Origin of the sequence: Lactobacillus sp. wkB8 (genome assembly GCF_000761135.1) — a bacterium.
Taxonomy (GTDB): Bacteria; Bacillota; Bacilli; order Lactobacillales; family Lactobacillaceae; genus Lactobacillus; species Lactobacillus helsingborgensis.
Genome location: NZ_CP009531.1, coordinates 1,596,704 through 1,612,881 on the forward strand (window position 1 = coordinate 1,596,704; position 16,178 = coordinate 1,612,881).

Below are 16,178 nucleotides of genomic sequence, written 5' to 3' on the forward strand. Positions count from 1 at the left end.
TTATTTATTATTCTTTTTAAATAGTCTCCAACCACTTAGAATGACCGTAATAAAGCAAATAATTATTGAAATATTAAAGACTACGTGCATACCATAAATGAAAATCTCTGGCTGCTTAGGCAAGTAAGTCGTGACCCGACTGCCTTTTGCCATACTCATTGCAGCAAATAATACCGTAGTAGCACTAGATATTCCGATAACCATACCTAAATTACGTGACAAGGAATTGATACTGCCGGCAACTCCTAAATCTTTCTGCTCAACTGACCCCATTACCAACGAGTTATTTGGTGAACTGAATATTCCACTACCTAGCCCCATAATTGCAATACTTATTATAAAGAGCCAGATGGAAGATTTTAAGTTGCACAGCATGTAACCAATTTGACTGATTAATAGCAATACTAATCCGATAAAGGTAATCAATTTGGGCCCAATTTTATCAGAAAGAGAGCCTGCTATTGGAGCCGCAAACAATTGTACTACAGGTAAAATCATTAAAATATAGCCTGTTTGACTCGGAGACAAGTGCCGAGCATTTTCTAAGTAAAAAGGTGTAACCACATTAAAGAAAAAGTTCGTAATAAAAATTAATAACGCACAAAGCAGGCTAACAGAAAAATCAGGATTTTTAAACAACTTAAATTGTAATAAAGGGTTGACTGCATGATTTTCGACATACACAAACCAGACAAAACTAACTAGTCCCACTAACAGCATTATAATTACGGGCAATGCGCCAAAACCCAGTTGCTGTCCTAAAAAGATGCCGCCAAACAGTGTAATCATGCCTAAAGCAAAACTGAAAGAACCAGTTTTATCCAGCGCGGTTTTGGTAAATGTAATGTCTTTGGGTAAAAAGATTGCACCAATAACTGCGGCAACCAATCCTACCGGAACATTTAGCCAGAAAATATAAGACCAAGACAAGCGGCTCAATATCAATCCTCCTAGACCAGGACCTGCAATTGAACCCAGCGCTACAAAGGAGCCAATAGTTCCCAAAGCCCTGCCTCTTTCAGTACTTGGAAAAATTTCAGTAATAATTCCGTTGTTGGTTGCCATAGTCATGGCAGCTCCAAATGCTTGAATAGCCCTTGCTAACAGCAAAAATAGCAAATTAATTCTGAAGCCTGATAATAAAGAGCCGGCAATAAAGAAAATTGCTCCTAGGCGAAAGATCTTAATCTTACCATATATGTCACCTAGCTTCCCAAAAAACAGGATAAAACTGCAAACCACAATTAAATATAAGGAAACAACCCATTCTGACTGACTCATTGGGATGTGCAGATCACTACTAATTACGGGTAAAGCAATATTCACAATTGTGCCGTCTAAAGTTGACATAAATGTAAAAAGTCCAACGGCAACTAGTATCCACCACCGATTTTTTTGTACCTTGATATCTGTTTGATAACTAATTTTTTGTGTCATTTATTTATCTCCATTTCAATTTAGTTAGGTACCTTAATAGTTTGAATTATACTCTTTTTTTCTCAGCTGCCAAGTAAAAAACAACTGCATATATTATGCAGTTGTTTTTGCAAGATAAAGAATGTCTCAACTTACAATCAGAATAAAGTTGGGACTAGATTTTGTAATATCTTATTTGGCTAAATAAATAGCTCAAATAAAATAATATTAGTTGAATTTTGTTCAAACACAGTCTCAAATTTTATTAATAGATTTTTAAAAAAGATTATTTGTGCAATTATTATTTTTTACTACAAATTAGCACTAAAAACATTTGAAAACTAAGCAAAAATTAGCATTGACTTTAATTAACTACTAATCTATACTCAAAAACATTAGATATTAATTAGCAAATAATAATTATTCTAATAATACGGTGACTATATTGTTCATCATAAACTTATTGTTATTTTAGAAAGAGGAAGTCTATGGCGGAAAAAAATCATAATTCCACAGTTGAAGATACATATGATGACTACTCTACACAACGTTTCCCTAAAGACAAACGTGATCCGATGTGGAAAGTGTTAATGGTACAAATTGGAGGATTTGTCGCCTTAAGTCAATTTATGCTTGGCGCAGAGCTGGGTTACGGAATGACATTTCATGACGCTGTTCTATCCACTATTTTGGGGAGTGTCATTTTGCAGTTCATTTCATTTGGTTTAGGCTTAGCCGGTCAAAGAGAGGGCCTGCCTACCAGTCTTTTGTCAAAATGGGCCGGATTTGGCACAGTTGGCTCAGCTATCGTTGGTTTAACCTTTGCAATTAGTTTAATTGGCTGGTTTGGCATTCAGAACTCTGTATTTGCTCAAGGCGTGGTACAGATAATGAACACAATTACTCACAGTAATATTAATTACCAGCTGGTTGCTACTATTACCGGGTTGCTAGTTACCTTTTCTGTTATTTTCGGCTTTAAGGGGCTAAGTTGGACAACCAACATTTCAATTCCAGCTTTTATCATTGTAATGGGCTTTGCCACTTACAATATGCTTAAAGGCAACAGCCTCAGTCATTTAGTAACTATGGCTGCTCCTGGTGCCGCAATGGGCATGGGTGCTGGGATCACAATGGTTACAGGTAATTTTATCGTTGGCGCCATCATCATGCCTGACATAACCAGACGTACTAAAAACGGTCGCGATGTTTTTTGGGTTTGTGTAATCGGTACGATTGTGGGTGAATTAGGCGTCAATGTCATTGGCGTGTTAATGGCTCACGCGATTGGCTCAAAAGAAATTATGCCTATTATTTACCAATTAACAGGAGCTTTGGGAATTGCTTTAATTGTGTTGTCATCAGTTAAAGTTAATGACATGAATCTTTATTCTGCCAGCTTAAATGTCGTTAACTTTTTTAGGCAAGTTTTTAAAGTGAGTTTGAACAGATCTGTCATGACTGTTATTACCGGTATATTAGGAACAATTCTTTCAGTTATTGGCTTAATTGATAAATTTCAAGGATTTTTGACTGTACTAGGCGTTGTTTTCCCACCAATAGCAGCCATTATGTTTGTTGACTACTGGCTTTTAAAAACCGACCGCAAAAATTTAGACGAAAGTCGGGCTAAAGGAGAGTTGCCCCAAACTTCTGCTAAGTTACCTGTAATGACTGTTATCGCTTGGATAATAGGAATTTTAGTCGGTCAATTCGTTACATGGGGGGTTCAATCTTTAAATGTTCTTATTAGTTCAGGGCTGGTCTACTACTTAGGTAGTCTTTTAGTTAGAAAAGTTGATCAGCGAATAGTTAAAAATAAAGGGATAGAGGAATAAATTTTGAGTAAAGAAATAGGAATTAAGGATGTAAAACAAATTGCTATTGGAGCTTCTTTGCTGGGCTCAGGTGGTGGAGGCAATCCGTTTATTGGCGAATTGATGGCAATTTCAGCCATTAAAAAACACGGTCCAGTGACTTTGCTTGCACCAGACGAATTTCCGGATGACGAATTATTTGTTTCAGCCTCAAATATTGGGGCTCCAGCAGTTTCAATGGAAAAATTTCCTAATGGAAATGAGTTCGTGAATGCTTTTAAAATTTTTGAGCAATATTATGGCAAAAAAATTTATGGTACCTTCCCGATTGAAGCAGGTGGTATCAATTCGATGATGCCAATCGTTGCAGCCGCCAATATGGACTTGCCGATTGCAGATGCTGACGGAATGGGACGGGCTTTCCCAGAATTACAGATGTCAACTTTTGTTTTAGCAGGACATTCAGTAACTCCTATGGTTTTGTCAGATGAGCGGGGTAATACCTCACTAATTAATACTCCCGATGCATTCTGGGCTGAGCGTATCGGTCGTAACTTCACAGTGCAAGTGGGTGCTACATCTTCAAGCGCCAGTGATTCATTAACTGGTAAACAAATACGTGAAGCTGGGGTTTTGAACATCGTTGATTTGAGTCAAAAAATTGGGCAGTTAATTCAACATGCCAATGATTACGACTCCGTTGACAGTGCGTTAAGTGAATTATTGCGTTTAACTCATGGGTATAAACTGATGACAGCTAAAATCACGGATATTTCACATGTCACTAAGGGTGGATTTAACTTTGGTGAAATTACTTTGGGCGGTCTTAATGAAAATGAGGGGCAAACTGGTAAAATTTCTTTCCAAAACGAAAATATTATTATGCAGCTTGACGGCAAAATTTTGGCAACCGTTCCCGATTTAATCACTATGGTTGATATTGACACTTTGCTTCCTATTACAAATGAAGAAGTCCGTTATGGTAAACGGATTATGGTTCTGGGCTTGCCAGCCAATGAAAAATGGCGCACCGAAGCCGGCATAAAACTCGTAGGACCGCGGTATTTCAAATACGATGTTGATTATGTTCCAATTGAAAAACGTTACGCAGAATACAATAATTAATAGGAGGAAAATTAGGTGTATAAATTAGGAATTGATGTCGGTGGTACAAATACTGATGCTGTAATATTAGATGATAAATTAAATGTACTTGTTTCAGCTAAGACCCATACTACTAAAGATATTGAAACTGGTATTAAAAACGCTATTCATAAAGTTGTCAACGGCAAAAATATTGATGTTCAGCAAATAAAACAGGCAATGCTGGGGACAACTCAAGCCACTAATGCAATTGTTGAACGTAAAAATCTCGGTAAAGTAGGTATTCTGCGAATTGGCTATCCCGCAACCGCGTCCGTTTTGCCTTATACAGAATGGCCTGAAGATATTACGCAAATTCTGTCAAACAAATATGCTTTAATACATGGCGGTTATGAGTTTAACGGCGATCCAATTGTGCCCTTTTCAGAAGAAGAAGTGCGTACTAAGCTTAATGAATGGCAAGGTCAAATAGATGGATTAGCCGTAGTTGGAGTTTTCTCATCAATTAATGATGATCAGGAAAAACGTGTCAGTGCAATAGCTCACGAAATCTTAGGCTCTGACTTTCCCGTTTCTATCTCATCTTCAATTGGCTCCATCGGCTTGATCGGACGAGAAAATGCTACTATTTTAAATGCTGCTTTAAACAAAGTTATCAAAAACGTTACCCACGGTTTTTCACACGCATTGGCAGATGAAAAAATTACTAATGCTACTGTTTATTTATGTCAAAATGATGGTACGTTGATGTCATTAGAATATGCTGCTAAGTATCCTATTTTAACAATCGGTAGCGGCCCAACGAACAGTATTCGCGGTGCAGCTTATTTGTCTAAAATTAAAAATGCTTTAACAGTTGATATTGGCGGGACTACTTCTGATATTGGCGTGTTAACAAACGGCTTTCCACGTGAATCTTCAAAGGCTGTAACTGTAGGTGGCGTTCGTACTAACTTTAGAATGCCTGACGTATTATCTGTTGGACTTGGTGGTGGTACAATTGTGCGGGTCAGTGATGATGGTTCAGTTACTGTCGGTCCTGATAGCGTAGGTTATGCTATTACCGAAAAGGCCCTCGTTTTTGGCGGAGACACGTTAACAACAACTGATATTGCTGTTCGTCTTGGACTATGTCAAATTGGTGATCCTAAGTTAGTAGAGTCAATCGATGAAGATACTGCACAAAAAGCAATGAGGAAGATCGCTGCTATCTTAGAAGATGGTATTGATCAGATGAAAACAAGTGCCGAAGATGTGGAAGTAGTTTTAGTTGGCGGAGGGGCAATTATTGCACCTGAAACTCTCAAAGGAGTTAAACACATTACAAAAAGTGATTTTGGCGGTGTTGCGAATGCTATTGGTGCTACAATTGCCAGCATTGGTGGTGAATATGAGAAAGTTTACCAATATGCTCATGTTAAGCGCTCAGATGCATTATCTGATGTAGAAAAGCAGGCAGGGCAGCAAGCAATAATGGCTGGTGCAAAAGCCGATACTATTAAAGTAGTTGAAGTGACAGAGGTGCCACTTGCCTACGCTCCAGGAGAAACAACTAGAGTTAAAGCTAAAGTCATAGGTGAAATTGATAATGAAAAAGAAGCTTAAACTTTATTCATAAAATTTTTTTATTTTAAGCTGAATGGTTTTTAAAAACTACTCAGCTTTCTTTTTAACCTATTTTTGTTATTTGTCTATCTTCAATCCCCACTAGAAAGTTTGGTTAAGCAGCTATTTTGTATTAAAATTAAACTAATAAATTAGCGAAAGAAGAATGAACTATGTGGATTTTTGAATTTTAAAATAAATTTTCCCGTAACTATCTATTAATATAGAAAGAGAATTAAATGATTGAAAACACTCCACGTAAAGCTAAAGCATTTATTGCCGGGGTTAACTTAAACGATTCTAATTTTGATTATTATATGACTGAACTTGCCAATTTGACTGAAGCTGCCAATATGGAAGTAGTGGGACAGGCACGACAAAATGCAGAGCATGTAGTAGCTGGAACGTATTTTGGTCTAGGTAAAATTAATGAAATTAAAGATATGGCACGCGGCTTAAAGGCAAAGGTACTTATCCTTAATGATGAATTGACGCCAGTTCAAATTCGCAATTTAGAAAAATTGACCAAACTACGTGTAATTGACCGCACCGAACTAATTTTAGAAATATTTTCAAAGCGAGCTCGCACTAAACAAGCAAAATTACAAGTGCAGCTGGCGCGGTTGCAATATGAACTGCCTCGGTTGCATCCGTCTGAAAACAATTTAGACCAGCAAAGAGGAAACGGCGGTTCCACTGGCGGTGGTTTTGCCAACCGTGGTGCGGGTGAATCAAAACTAGAGTTAAACCGAAGAACTATCGGTAAACAAATTGCCATCATCAAGAATGAATTAAAAGAAATCTCGCAGCAGGAAGAAATAAAAGCCAAAAGACGTAATCAAAATAATATTCCCAAAGTCGCTTTGGTTGGTTATACGAATGCTGGTAAATCAACCACGATGAATGGGCTTTTACAAGAGTTTTCTAAACATAGCGACAAGCAGGTTTTTGTTAAAAATATGCTATTTGCTACATTAGATACTAATGTCAGGCGCATAGAGTTAGATAACAATTTTAGCTTTATTCTCTCTGATACAGTAGGGTTTATTTCAAAGCTGCCTCATAACTTAGTTGAGTCTTTTAAGGCTACTTTGCAAGAAGTAAGGGATGCCGATTTACTGATAAATGTTGTAGATGCATCTGATCCAAATATGATTCAAATGATCCGCACTACACAAAATGTTCTGAATGAAATTGGCATCAAAAACACCCCTATGATTACTGCTTACAATAAAGCCGATAAGTCAGAAAGAAATTATCCGCAAATTGAGGGCAGTAATATTCTATATTCCGCAACTGATCCTAAGTCGATTACTACTTTAGCCAATCTAATTACTAAAAGAATATTCGTTAATTACAAAAGAACCAGATTGCTATTGCCACTGTCAGATGGTAAAACACTATCTTATCTACATGAAAATGCACAAATAATCAGTGAGAATTTTCAAAACGACGGCATTCATGTGACTGTTCGTTTAGCTCCAGAACAACAAAATAGATTTTCAAATTATATTGTCTAAACAAAAAACTTCTTACACACTGTAAGAAGCTTTTTTATTTTAACGATACGTACTGCCAAAGTTATGGCATCTTCTCTTCTAAGCAATTACCCTTTTAGCAACACAAGGATAAAAGTAAGAGCTTATTGTTTGCAAAACCACACCCTGCTCCGGTGTCGCAGCACAGACATATTGATTATTGCCGACATAAATACCAACATGGTAAGGCGCGTCGGCTGACCCCCAATATAGCAAATCACCAGGCTGCAATTGATCCATAGCCACCGTTACGCCTACTTTGACCTGATCAGTTGTCACCCGCGGCAATTTAACGCCTCCGACTTGGTTATAAACATACTGCACTAAACCTGAACAATCAAAATTGTCCGGCCCATTGCCGCCCCAAACATAGCCTTTGCCGACTTGGCTTTCTGCCAAGTTGACTACCGCTTGCGCCCTTTTAGAAACATTAGGAGAAACATTTTTATCGCTCACATGAGTAATGGTTGGAGCTGCAGTAGTTTTGTTACTTTTCTTTTTTACAACATTACTAAGCTGAGGTACTACTACTTTTTGTTTTTGTACTTTTTGCTTTGGTACCTTCTTCACTACCTTCTTAGCTTTAATCTTAAGCTTAGATTTTTTAATTTTCTTTTTGGTAGCAGCTTTTTTTACTTGTTCTTGAGCAGTTTTCGTATTAGATTGTTCTTCTAAATCTTTGGTATAGCGCGCTTCAATCCACTCACTATCACCAATCATGTACCATAATTTGCCTTTACGATCCACCGCCGTTTTAGCAACATTCCACTTACTTTTATTTTTAGCGCGAAAGTTAATTAACTGTCCACCCTCATAATTAGTCCAAATTTTGACGCTCTTACTTGGTAAGCAATTTATTTCTATTCTTTTAACTGGAGTTTTTAGCGTAGCAGCATCCACAATTTTCTGTGGTGAAGCCACACCAATTCCGGTGAGTGTCAATGCTGCTGCAAGACCCATTTTCCAAAAATTACGCTTCATCAAATTAATTCTCCTTCAGGTAGTATAATGTGATCAAAAATTAGTATTCAATTTTATTTTAACCGCTTCAGATATTTAATCAAGTTACACTAATCAAACTGCAATAAAAAAACACTTAGAAATTTTCTAAGTGTTTTTTCTTAAATCGTATTCTTAGTCAAGAACACGCTTAGCAACTGATGGATAGAAGTATGAACTCAAATTTTCTCTAACAACTCCTTGAGTTGGTGTTGCTGCATGGACATATTGGTTATTACCAACATAAATTCCCACGTGATAAGGGGCGGTCGATGAACCCCAGAATAAGAGGTCTCCCGGCTTCAAATTCTGCAATGAAACTTTTTTACCTTCCTTAACTTGAGAATAAGTAGTGCGACTCAAATTCATACCAGCAGCTTTACTATAAACATATTGAGCTAGACCTGAACAATCGAATCCTTGTGGACCATTGCCACCCCAAGCGTAAGCTTTACCCACTTCAGCGTTAGCCAAGTCAACAACTTTTTCAGCTTGTTTGACGGATTTTTTCTGAGGAGAAACTGCCTTGATTTTGGTGCCAGGTTTAACTGTATAACGCGCTTGAATCCATTGATTTTCGCCAATTTTATACCAAGTATTGCCTTTTTGGTCAATAGCGCTGCTCAAAACGGCAACAGTTTTCCCGTGTTTAATCCGCTCGCCAGTAAAGTTAGGATTTTCATAATTATCCCATATATTAATGCCATAACCAGGGACATAATTGATTTTTACTTTTTTCGTAGCCGCTTTAACAGTCGCAGCTGTTGCATTAGAATTAGCTAAGTTGGCAACGCCAAACCCAGTAACTGCTAAAGCTGCTGCAGTAGTAAATTTTACCCAATTACTTTTTACTTTCAAAATCAATATCCTCCCGTCATCACATTAAATGTTTAAGACAATTCAATTCTACTTCTATGTTACAAAATCAATTTTACTCGTAGATTATTACAAGAAGGTTACAATAATAATACTAGTAAGTAAAAAAGCCCTTCCATCTATTTAATATGATAAAGGACCTTATTTAAAATGTTCTTGTTATTTATAGAAGTAAATATGAATTATTGGTCAAACGGAAAAATTATTAAATTTCTACTCTAGAATTCTTTTAGCAGCCGATGGATAAAAGTAAGCACTTAGTGATTGCTTCAAAACACCTTGACTTGGTGTTGCCGCATGAACAAATTGATTATCGCCAACATAAATTCCGACATGATACGGAGAAACAGAAGAACCCCAGAAAAGTAAATCGCCCTTCTTTAACTTTTTAAGTGAAACTTTTTTGCCTTGAGTTACTTGCGAATAAGTGGTTCTTGGTAAAACTTTATTACCAGCCTTTTTGTAAACATATTGCACCAGACCAGAGCAATCAAATGAATATGGGCCGGTAGCACCATACACATAACCTTTGCCAACTTGCTTTTTGGCAAGTGTGGCCACAGCTGTCCTTTTTTTAGTTACTGCACAGGCACTGACGTCTTTAGCTGTAGTAGCAGTCACTACAGTAGCACCAGCAGCACTTGTAAAAAATAAAACTATAGCAGTTATAAGCTTGATTAAGCTCTTTTTGTGTCCGTGTTTCAAAATTAGGCTCTTTTCTAGACAAATTTCTCCGTACTGAGCAAGCCGTACATAAATTTACTTACTCTTTTTATTCGACATTTTCTATCTTAAACATTTAATGTTACACATTCGTGTCAAACGAGCTACAAAATGTTAAGAATTATATTTTGAAACACAAATATTTTTTACAAAGTGTAATTAAATTCTCCTTAGCTATTTTTTCAAGCTATGAACTATTGCTGCAAGTTCCTTTTTGGTTTCATTCCAATCATCATTAACCAGTATGTGCGCGCTTCCTTTTAAAGAATCAGGTAAGGTATTTAGTTCACTGCCACTTAAACGTTCTTTAATTTTATTCGGATCGTCGCCCCGCTTAAGCAAACGCTCTGCCAATATTCTTTGGGAACTGGTTGTAATGTATAAGAAGAAAACTTGTTCTCTAATTGCAGCTAAATATGATGCTGCTCCTTTAATATCAACTATAAGCGACACTATATCGTGATGTTCCCAGGCATTGGTCAATGCTTCTTGACTTGAACCATATTGATAAGAACCATATTGGACATGTTCAAAAAAATGTAACTGACTAAAACTCTCCTCGCTTTCAAAATGATATGACTTATTGGGAATTTCACCCGGTCTAATTGGTCTAGTAGTATGTGTCAGTACACGCGGAATAGCAAACTTTTGCGCTAAATATTCTGAAACAGTCGTTTTACCAGCGCCACTAGGACCGGCAATTAAAATTAATTTTTGCAAAACCCGAGCTTCCTTTACTTGAAAACAATTCACTTTTATAATAATATCTTTCTATTATAATGAAACATGGTTGAGAGAGGAAGTAAATAATATTATGAAAAAAGCAGACGTAAAAGCAGATGACATTCTCAGCGCCAAGTCTGAAGAAGAACTAACAAAGCCTTTTTTAGGTAAAGTCGAAAAAATTTACGAAAATTCTGCTCTCCTATCAATTATTGATTTTGATCCTACTGACAAAACTGCAGTTAGCGACCTTAATCATAAAATAGTAGTCAACTTCAAGAATTTAAAGAGTGTTCCTAAAAAGAAAATCAAGGAAATTCAAGCTTTAGCTAAAAGTGATGTTAAGGTAGAAAAAATTGCAAAATCTGATCAAGATGCTGCAGATGATGCCACTAAAAAGGATTAGCAACAAATTTTAATTAAGAAACAGTGAATATGGTTCACTGCTCTTTTTTTTTGTCTTATTTTTGCCTAAAATTAAATCATGAAAATATTTATGATATGGAGACAAAAGTGAAAGAAAAAGCAAGAACCGTTTTATTCTGGTTTATTCTAATCCAGCCATTTTTAGACTTATATTGGTTTTACCATGGAACTTTAGCCAATATTTTACCCTTTACTCTACCAACAATTATTCGTATTCTAGCCGTTTTTACATTAGTTTGTCTTTACTTTAGTGCTAAAAATTCTTGGCAAAGATTATCACGCCAAAAATGGTTGCTGATTTATATAGTGCTATTAATTCTATACTCGGCTTTGCATTTAGTACATGTGCAACACTTTAACAGTGTTAGTCCCAATGGTTATGGTTACACACCAACTGGTGAAATCTTTTACCTCATCAGAATGGTGCTACCATTAACAGTTCTTTATTTAACTAATGAATTAGGCTTTAAAGAAAAGCAGCTGCAACATGTTATCGAAGGCATTTCTGGACTTTTTTCCGGGACTATCGTCTTATCTAATTTATTCATAATTTCGCTTAAATCGTATGAAACTGGCACCATTAGCGCCAATATTTTTGAATGGTTTTTTAATCCCAATATTGGTTATTCCCATATGGCATCTAAGGGCTTCTTTAATTTTACCAATATGATTTCAGCAGTACTATTTATGTTGCTGCCGCTGATGCTTTATTACCTTTTTACTTCATTTAATTGGCTTACTGTCCTACTCAATATTGTACAGGCATTAGCAATGATTGAGATTGGTACCAAAGTAGCAGCGATTGGTTTAATTGGCGGAATAATCGTCAGCGTAATTGTTTTTGCCATCCATAAGTTTTTAATCAAGGACGTTAAAAACGGGGGCAAAGCTTTTCTGGTTGCCGTTATAATTGAAGCAGGCTCTTTAGTTATTTTGCCTTTTGGACCAGCAATTCAAAGATATAACTATGAAATTTACTTAGCAAAGCAATCTGATCATGACCTGACAGATAAAAAGCAGGAATTAGCTGCTGGTTTAAAAAAATATCCTACAGGAGAAAAAAGAGCGAAATTTCTACGCTGCTTTATTAAGCAAAATTATCAAGAATATGCACTTAATCCAAAATTTGTTTTAAAAAGCTATCCTTATCAATATGACCCTGAATTTTGGCTAAAAATTATTCGTGAACCCGGTCAATCCCGTATGGAAAACCGCCACATTGAAAAAGCCATGCTTAATCAGGTTGTGAAGACAAACAATAATCCTTTAGACAAGTTTTTTGGTATTTCCTATATAAGAGAAAACAATATTTTTAATTTAGAACGTGATTTTGCTGCACAAATATATTCGTTAGGCTGGTTGGGTATGCTGCTATTTGTCGGTCCTTACCTTGCGGTATTGCTATATAGTGCATATAGGTGGCTCAAATATAAAACTGCACGCACATACCTGGTAAGTTCTTTAACAGTTTCCAGCGGTTTTATCTTATTAGCTGCATTTTCATCTGGCAACGTAGTCGACTTTTTAACTGCCAGCTTTATTTTGGCATTTATCGAAGGCAATCTATTAGTACAAGTCAATAAAAAAGAATAACAAAAAAGCGTAAATGAAACTGGATTGCTGCACAATCGTTTGCTTAAACCAATAATTGTGCAAACATTCCCAAATTCCCAGCTATTTCATTTACGTTTTTTATTTTTCCTTAATAAAAGAAGCATCAGGTATCCTGATTAAGTAGTACCTTGTGGCATTGTGACCAGCATGCATCCCTATTCCATTTTGCCAAACTTTTTTATAAGTAGCCGTATAAATCGCAACATAAGCGCGCTGATATTTACGATCCATTTTAGTTAATTGCTTTTTGTCATAAGGAATTCTGGCAGCATTTAAATCTAGTGGGCTTTTGCCGTAAGCCACAGTGGCAAAGTCACTAGATACTTTGATTTTTTTGCCTGGTCGATAATATGTAAAGGTCTGTGTGCTAATTTTTTTCTTTTTAGAATTGATTGTTACATAACTTGAATTACCTTCACCAGTATTCATGACGATTGGCTGGTATGTGATATTCGAGGTAATCTTACTAGTATCATCAAGATCGGGGTTATCTAACATGGTTTTACCGAACAGCCAAACAATACCTACTAATAGAATTGCCACTTCTATTAAATCAATTAAAAAATTAGGCCAGCTAAACTGTCTGTGCTTTTTGATAATCATGGTAATACGGCGCTTGCGAATATTTTGTACAACGAAAACCAGGTACAAAATAATAACTACCCATAACAAAACCCCAAGTAGATTCCAGCTAATCATGACGGACCCCCTACACTTTTCTCCATTATATTGTAAAAAGCATTTTTTGAATAGTTGAGTTCTTATATAGTTTAACAAATTAAAGATATTGTAACCATCACGGCTATACTAACTAGAGCAAATTATCCTTTTAGTTAGTACTTTTAGTTTTAGCTGCCGTTTTGGTTTTATTTGAACTCGTTTTAGTCGTTGCTCTTTTTTTAGTTGCTGTTTTCTTTTTAGCGGCTGGTGCCGGCTTTTGGTATTCACGAACCTGTTTAATTTTTTCCTGCATAGCTGCTGTCAACTCAGCAATTACAGTATCTTCTTTTTGCTTAATTTCAGCTTCTGTTGCAATTTGATCAATTCTAAAACCTGACGCATTTAAATATTCTGATTGAGTTTCAAAATAGACGTTAACAGGGTATTCTTTCTGCTCTTCAAAAAAGTTGGCAATCTTTTTATAGTTTGCATAGGGCAAATTAATAATATTGCTTTCTAATGCAAAAGTAAGCGGCCTTTGCCCCGTCACTTCAACAGCTATATGACTTAAAGAGTTATGTTTAAGAGCGGCCGCAGTTTCTTTAACTAATTTTGCTGCCAATTCATGCACTTTAGCTTTAGACTTACTAATATCAGCATATTTTACAGTTTCTAAGTCTTCAATATAATCTTTTTGTTCTATCTTTGTAGTTAAATCTGTTAAGTTAATTTTCAAATTAAAAACCCTTATCTAAATTTATTAATTTTTATCAGTCTTATATACGATACTCAAATTTGCGTTTAAAAACAATTTATTTTATTTCTTTTAAAAATATTTTTTAAAAAACATTTTTACTAGTGAAATTTGCTTTAAAATACTAAAAACTCGTTTTTAATACTAAAAGCCTACTTCTTTCGCGCTCTTTTTACTATTATTAAATAACATTTTGTCCTTCACAAACTTAAAAAAGCTCTTTTTTATATTAATACTTTAAAAACATGGCTTTATCTACTTTACAAGCGTTTTCACATAGAGTAAATTTAACATGTAACTAAAAATTTTTCACTAAATTTTTTAACTGAAAGGTAGACGAATATGTCAGATAAAGTTTACACAGATTATTTCTATAATTCCGAAGATTTTGATAAAAATCACGAAATGGGATACAAGGATCTTCACATTCCTGAAGGTGTTGAAGCTCAACCTTTAATTGTTCCACCAGTATTAGAGCCTGATAAACAAGAAAACAATGATGTTTGGTTCACAATTGATTCTCAGGAAGGTGACTTCCAATTTTTGCCAGGTAAAAAGACTCATACTTGGGGCTACAACTTCCCAGTTCTTGGTAAAACTATGGTTTTGACCAGAGGACAACACGTTCACGTAACTTTGAAGAACAGCTTGCCAGAATTAACTACATACCACTGGCATGGTATGGAACTTCAAGGTCCTGGTAATGATGGTGCTTGCCACTCACCAGTTTATCCAGGTGAAGAAAAGCACATTGACTTTACTGTTAAGCAACCGGCAGCCTTAACATGGCTTCACGCCCACCCATGTCCATCAACAGCTATGCAAGTTTGGATGGGGCTAGCAATGGGTGTCGTTATTACCGACGCCAACGAAGCTAAGTTACCAATTCCTAAGACATACGGCAAGGACGAGTTCCCAATTATTTTGCAAGACCGTATTTTCCACGAAGATAACCAATTTGACTACAAAGCTGATTACAATGCAATGGGTATCTTTGGCGACACTCCAATCATCAATGGTGTTGTCCGTCCATACGTTGATGTCACTACTCAAAAAGTACGTTTGCTCTTCTTAGGTGGTTCTAACCGTCGTGAATGGCGTCTGCACTTTAGCGATGACTTAGTAATGACCCAAATCGCCGGCGATGACTCATTCTTGGAGCACCCAGTTAAATTAACTAAAGTCTTAATTGGACCAGGTGAGCGTCAACAAGTAGTTGTTGATTTCAGTAATTACAAAGAAGGAGATGTTGTCAACCTTTACACTGACGACTTCAAGTTGGTTGAGTTTAGAATTCACAGCTATGAAAAAGATGACAGCGTAATTCCTGACACATTGTTCAAACCATACGATCCAGTTGTTAACCCTAACTCACCAATTCCTCATGTTACTATGGATAACCACAACATGATTAACGGTAAGTTGTTCTCAATGGAGAGAATTGATATGAAGCAGGAATTGATGAATGCTGAATACTGGGATGTAACTAACACTAACGATAAAGTTAATGGCATGTTGCACCCATTCCACACTCACGGTGCCCACTTCCTGGTTGTATCACGTAACGGTAAAGAACCATATCCAAACGAAAGAGGCGTTTACAAGGACACTATTGAAGTAGCTCCTCAAGAAACAGTTCGCATAAAGGTTTACTTCCAAAACACTGGTGTCTTCATGTACCACTGCCACATTATCGAGCACGAAGATGCCGGTATGATGGCGCAAATTCAAATTGTTGATCCAAAAGAACCAGACAAGAAATATCATTTGATGGACATGGAAACTTTGACTAAGGCATTTGCTGAAGAAAGGGGAGTACCTGAAGACGAAGTCTTCTGCCCAGGAATGGACGTTGAAGGTATGGCAGTTAAAGGTGAAGATCATAGTCTTGATGCTTTATCAAGCGCAACTCACCATTAATCC

At 36.3% G+C, this 16,178-nt stretch carries 14 protein-coding genes; 7 read left to right on the forward strand and 7 right to left on the reverse strand.

Features of this window, described 5'->3' with window-relative positions:
- Positions 1 to 1,437, reverse strand: coding sequence for an MFS transporter (locus LACWKB8_RS07490; protein WP_038524111.1), 1,437 nt, complete (start codon positions 1,435 to 1,437; stop codon positions 1 to 3).
- 467 nt (positions 1,438 to 1,904) lie between these two features.
- On the opposite strand from LACWKB8_RS07490, the gene LACWKB8_RS07495 reads away from it, so the two are divergent.
- The 4 genes from LACWKB8_RS07495 (at position 1,905) to hflX (ending at position 7,462) form a co-directional block, all read left to right on the forward strand.
- Entirely contained in the window at positions 1,905 to 3,254 is a 1,350-nt protein-coding gene (locus tag LACWKB8_RS07495) for a cytosine permease (protein WP_038524113.1), read from the forward strand.
- A 3-nt stretch (positions 3,255 to 3,257) separates the two neighbouring features.
- Positions 3,258 to 4,358, forward strand: a complete 1,101-nt coding sequence (locus LACWKB8_RS07500; RefSeq protein WP_038524116.1) for a DUF917 domain-containing protein — start codon at positions 3,258 to 3,260, stop codon at positions 4,356 to 4,358.
- Between the two features lie 15 nt (positions 4,359 to 4,373).
- A complete protein-coding gene (locus LACWKB8_RS07505) occupies positions 4,374 to 5,942 on the forward strand; it encodes a hydantoinase/oxoprolinase family protein (RefSeq protein WP_038524119.1) in 1,569 nt (522 codons plus the stop codon).
- Positions 5,943 to 6,181: 239 nt separating this feature from the next.
- Positions 6,182 to 7,462 carry a GTPase HflX gene (gene hflX / locus LACWKB8_RS07510; RefSeq protein ID WP_038524122.1) on the forward strand — a complete coding sequence of 427 codons (1,281 nt, stop codon included), beginning with the start codon at positions 6,182 to 6,184 and terminating at the stop codon, positions 7,460 to 7,462.
- A 78-nt stretch (positions 7,463 to 7,540) separates the two neighbouring features.
- Here the strand turns inward: hflX and LACWKB8_RS07515 are convergent, their stop codons facing one another.
- From LACWKB8_RS07515 to LACWKB8_RS07530, 4 genes are all read right to left on the reverse strand, one after another.
- A complete protein-coding gene (locus LACWKB8_RS07515) occupies positions 7,541 to 8,461 on the reverse strand; it encodes a C40 family peptidase (protein ID WP_038524125.1) in 921 nt (306 codons plus the stop codon).
- Between the two features lie 153 nt (positions 8,462 to 8,614).
- Positions 8,615 to 9,337, reverse strand: coding sequence for a C40 family peptidase (locus tag LACWKB8_RS07520; RefSeq protein ID WP_038524127.1), 723 nt, complete (start codon positions 9,335 to 9,337; stop codon positions 8,615 to 8,617).
- 231 nt (positions 9,338 to 9,568) lie between these two features.
- Positions 9,569 to 10,060, reverse strand: a complete 492-nt coding sequence (locus tag LACWKB8_RS07525; RefSeq protein ID WP_038524130.1) for a C40 family peptidase — start codon at positions 10,058 to 10,060, stop codon at positions 9,569 to 9,571.
- 192 nt (positions 10,061 to 10,252) lie between these two features.
- Positions 10,253 to 10,798 (reverse strand): guanylate kinase, encoded by a 546-nt coding sequence (locus LACWKB8_RS07530; RefSeq protein ID WP_038524133.1) that lies wholly within the window; start codon positions 10,796 to 10,798, stop codon positions 10,253 to 10,255.
- Positions 10,799 to 10,892: 94 nt separating this feature from the next.
- On the opposite strand from LACWKB8_RS07530, the gene LACWKB8_RS07535 reads away from it, so the two are divergent.
- Together LACWKB8_RS07535 and LACWKB8_RS07540 are read left to right on the forward strand one after the other, a co-directional pair.
- Positions 10,893 to 11,207 (forward strand): hypothetical protein, encoded by a 315-nt coding sequence (locus tag LACWKB8_RS07535; RefSeq protein WP_038524137.1) that lies wholly within the window; start codon positions 10,893 to 10,895, stop codon positions 11,205 to 11,207.
- Between the two features lie 107 nt (positions 11,208 to 11,314).
- Complete coding sequence (locus tag LACWKB8_RS07540; RefSeq protein ID WP_038524139.1) at positions 11,315 to 12,820, forward strand: O-antigen ligase family protein; 1,506 nt, start codon at positions 11,315 to 11,317, stop codon at positions 12,818 to 12,820.
- A gap of 99 nt (positions 12,821 to 12,919) precedes the next feature.
- Here LACWKB8_RS07540 and LACWKB8_RS07545 read toward each other — a convergent pair whose 3' ends face one another.
- Positions 12,920 to 13,540, reverse strand: coding sequence for an LVIS_2131 family protein (locus tag LACWKB8_RS07545; protein ID WP_038524142.1), 621 nt, complete (start codon positions 13,538 to 13,540; stop codon positions 12,920 to 12,922).
- A gap of 130 nt (positions 13,541 to 13,670) precedes the next feature.
- Positions 13,671 to 14,237, reverse strand: coding sequence for a hypothetical protein (locus LACWKB8_RS07550; protein WP_038524145.1), 567 nt, complete (start codon positions 14,235 to 14,237; stop codon positions 13,671 to 13,673).
- A gap of 360 nt (positions 14,238 to 14,597) precedes the next feature.
- On the opposite strand from LACWKB8_RS07550, the gene LACWKB8_RS07555 reads away from it, so the two are divergent.
- Positions 14,598 to 16,175 carry a multicopper oxidase family protein gene (locus tag LACWKB8_RS07555; RefSeq protein ID WP_038524148.1) on the forward strand — a complete coding sequence of 526 codons (1,578 nt, stop codon included), beginning with the start codon at positions 14,598 to 14,600 and terminating at the stop codon, positions 16,173 to 16,175.
- Positions 16,176 to 16,178 lie beyond the last annotated feature (3 nt).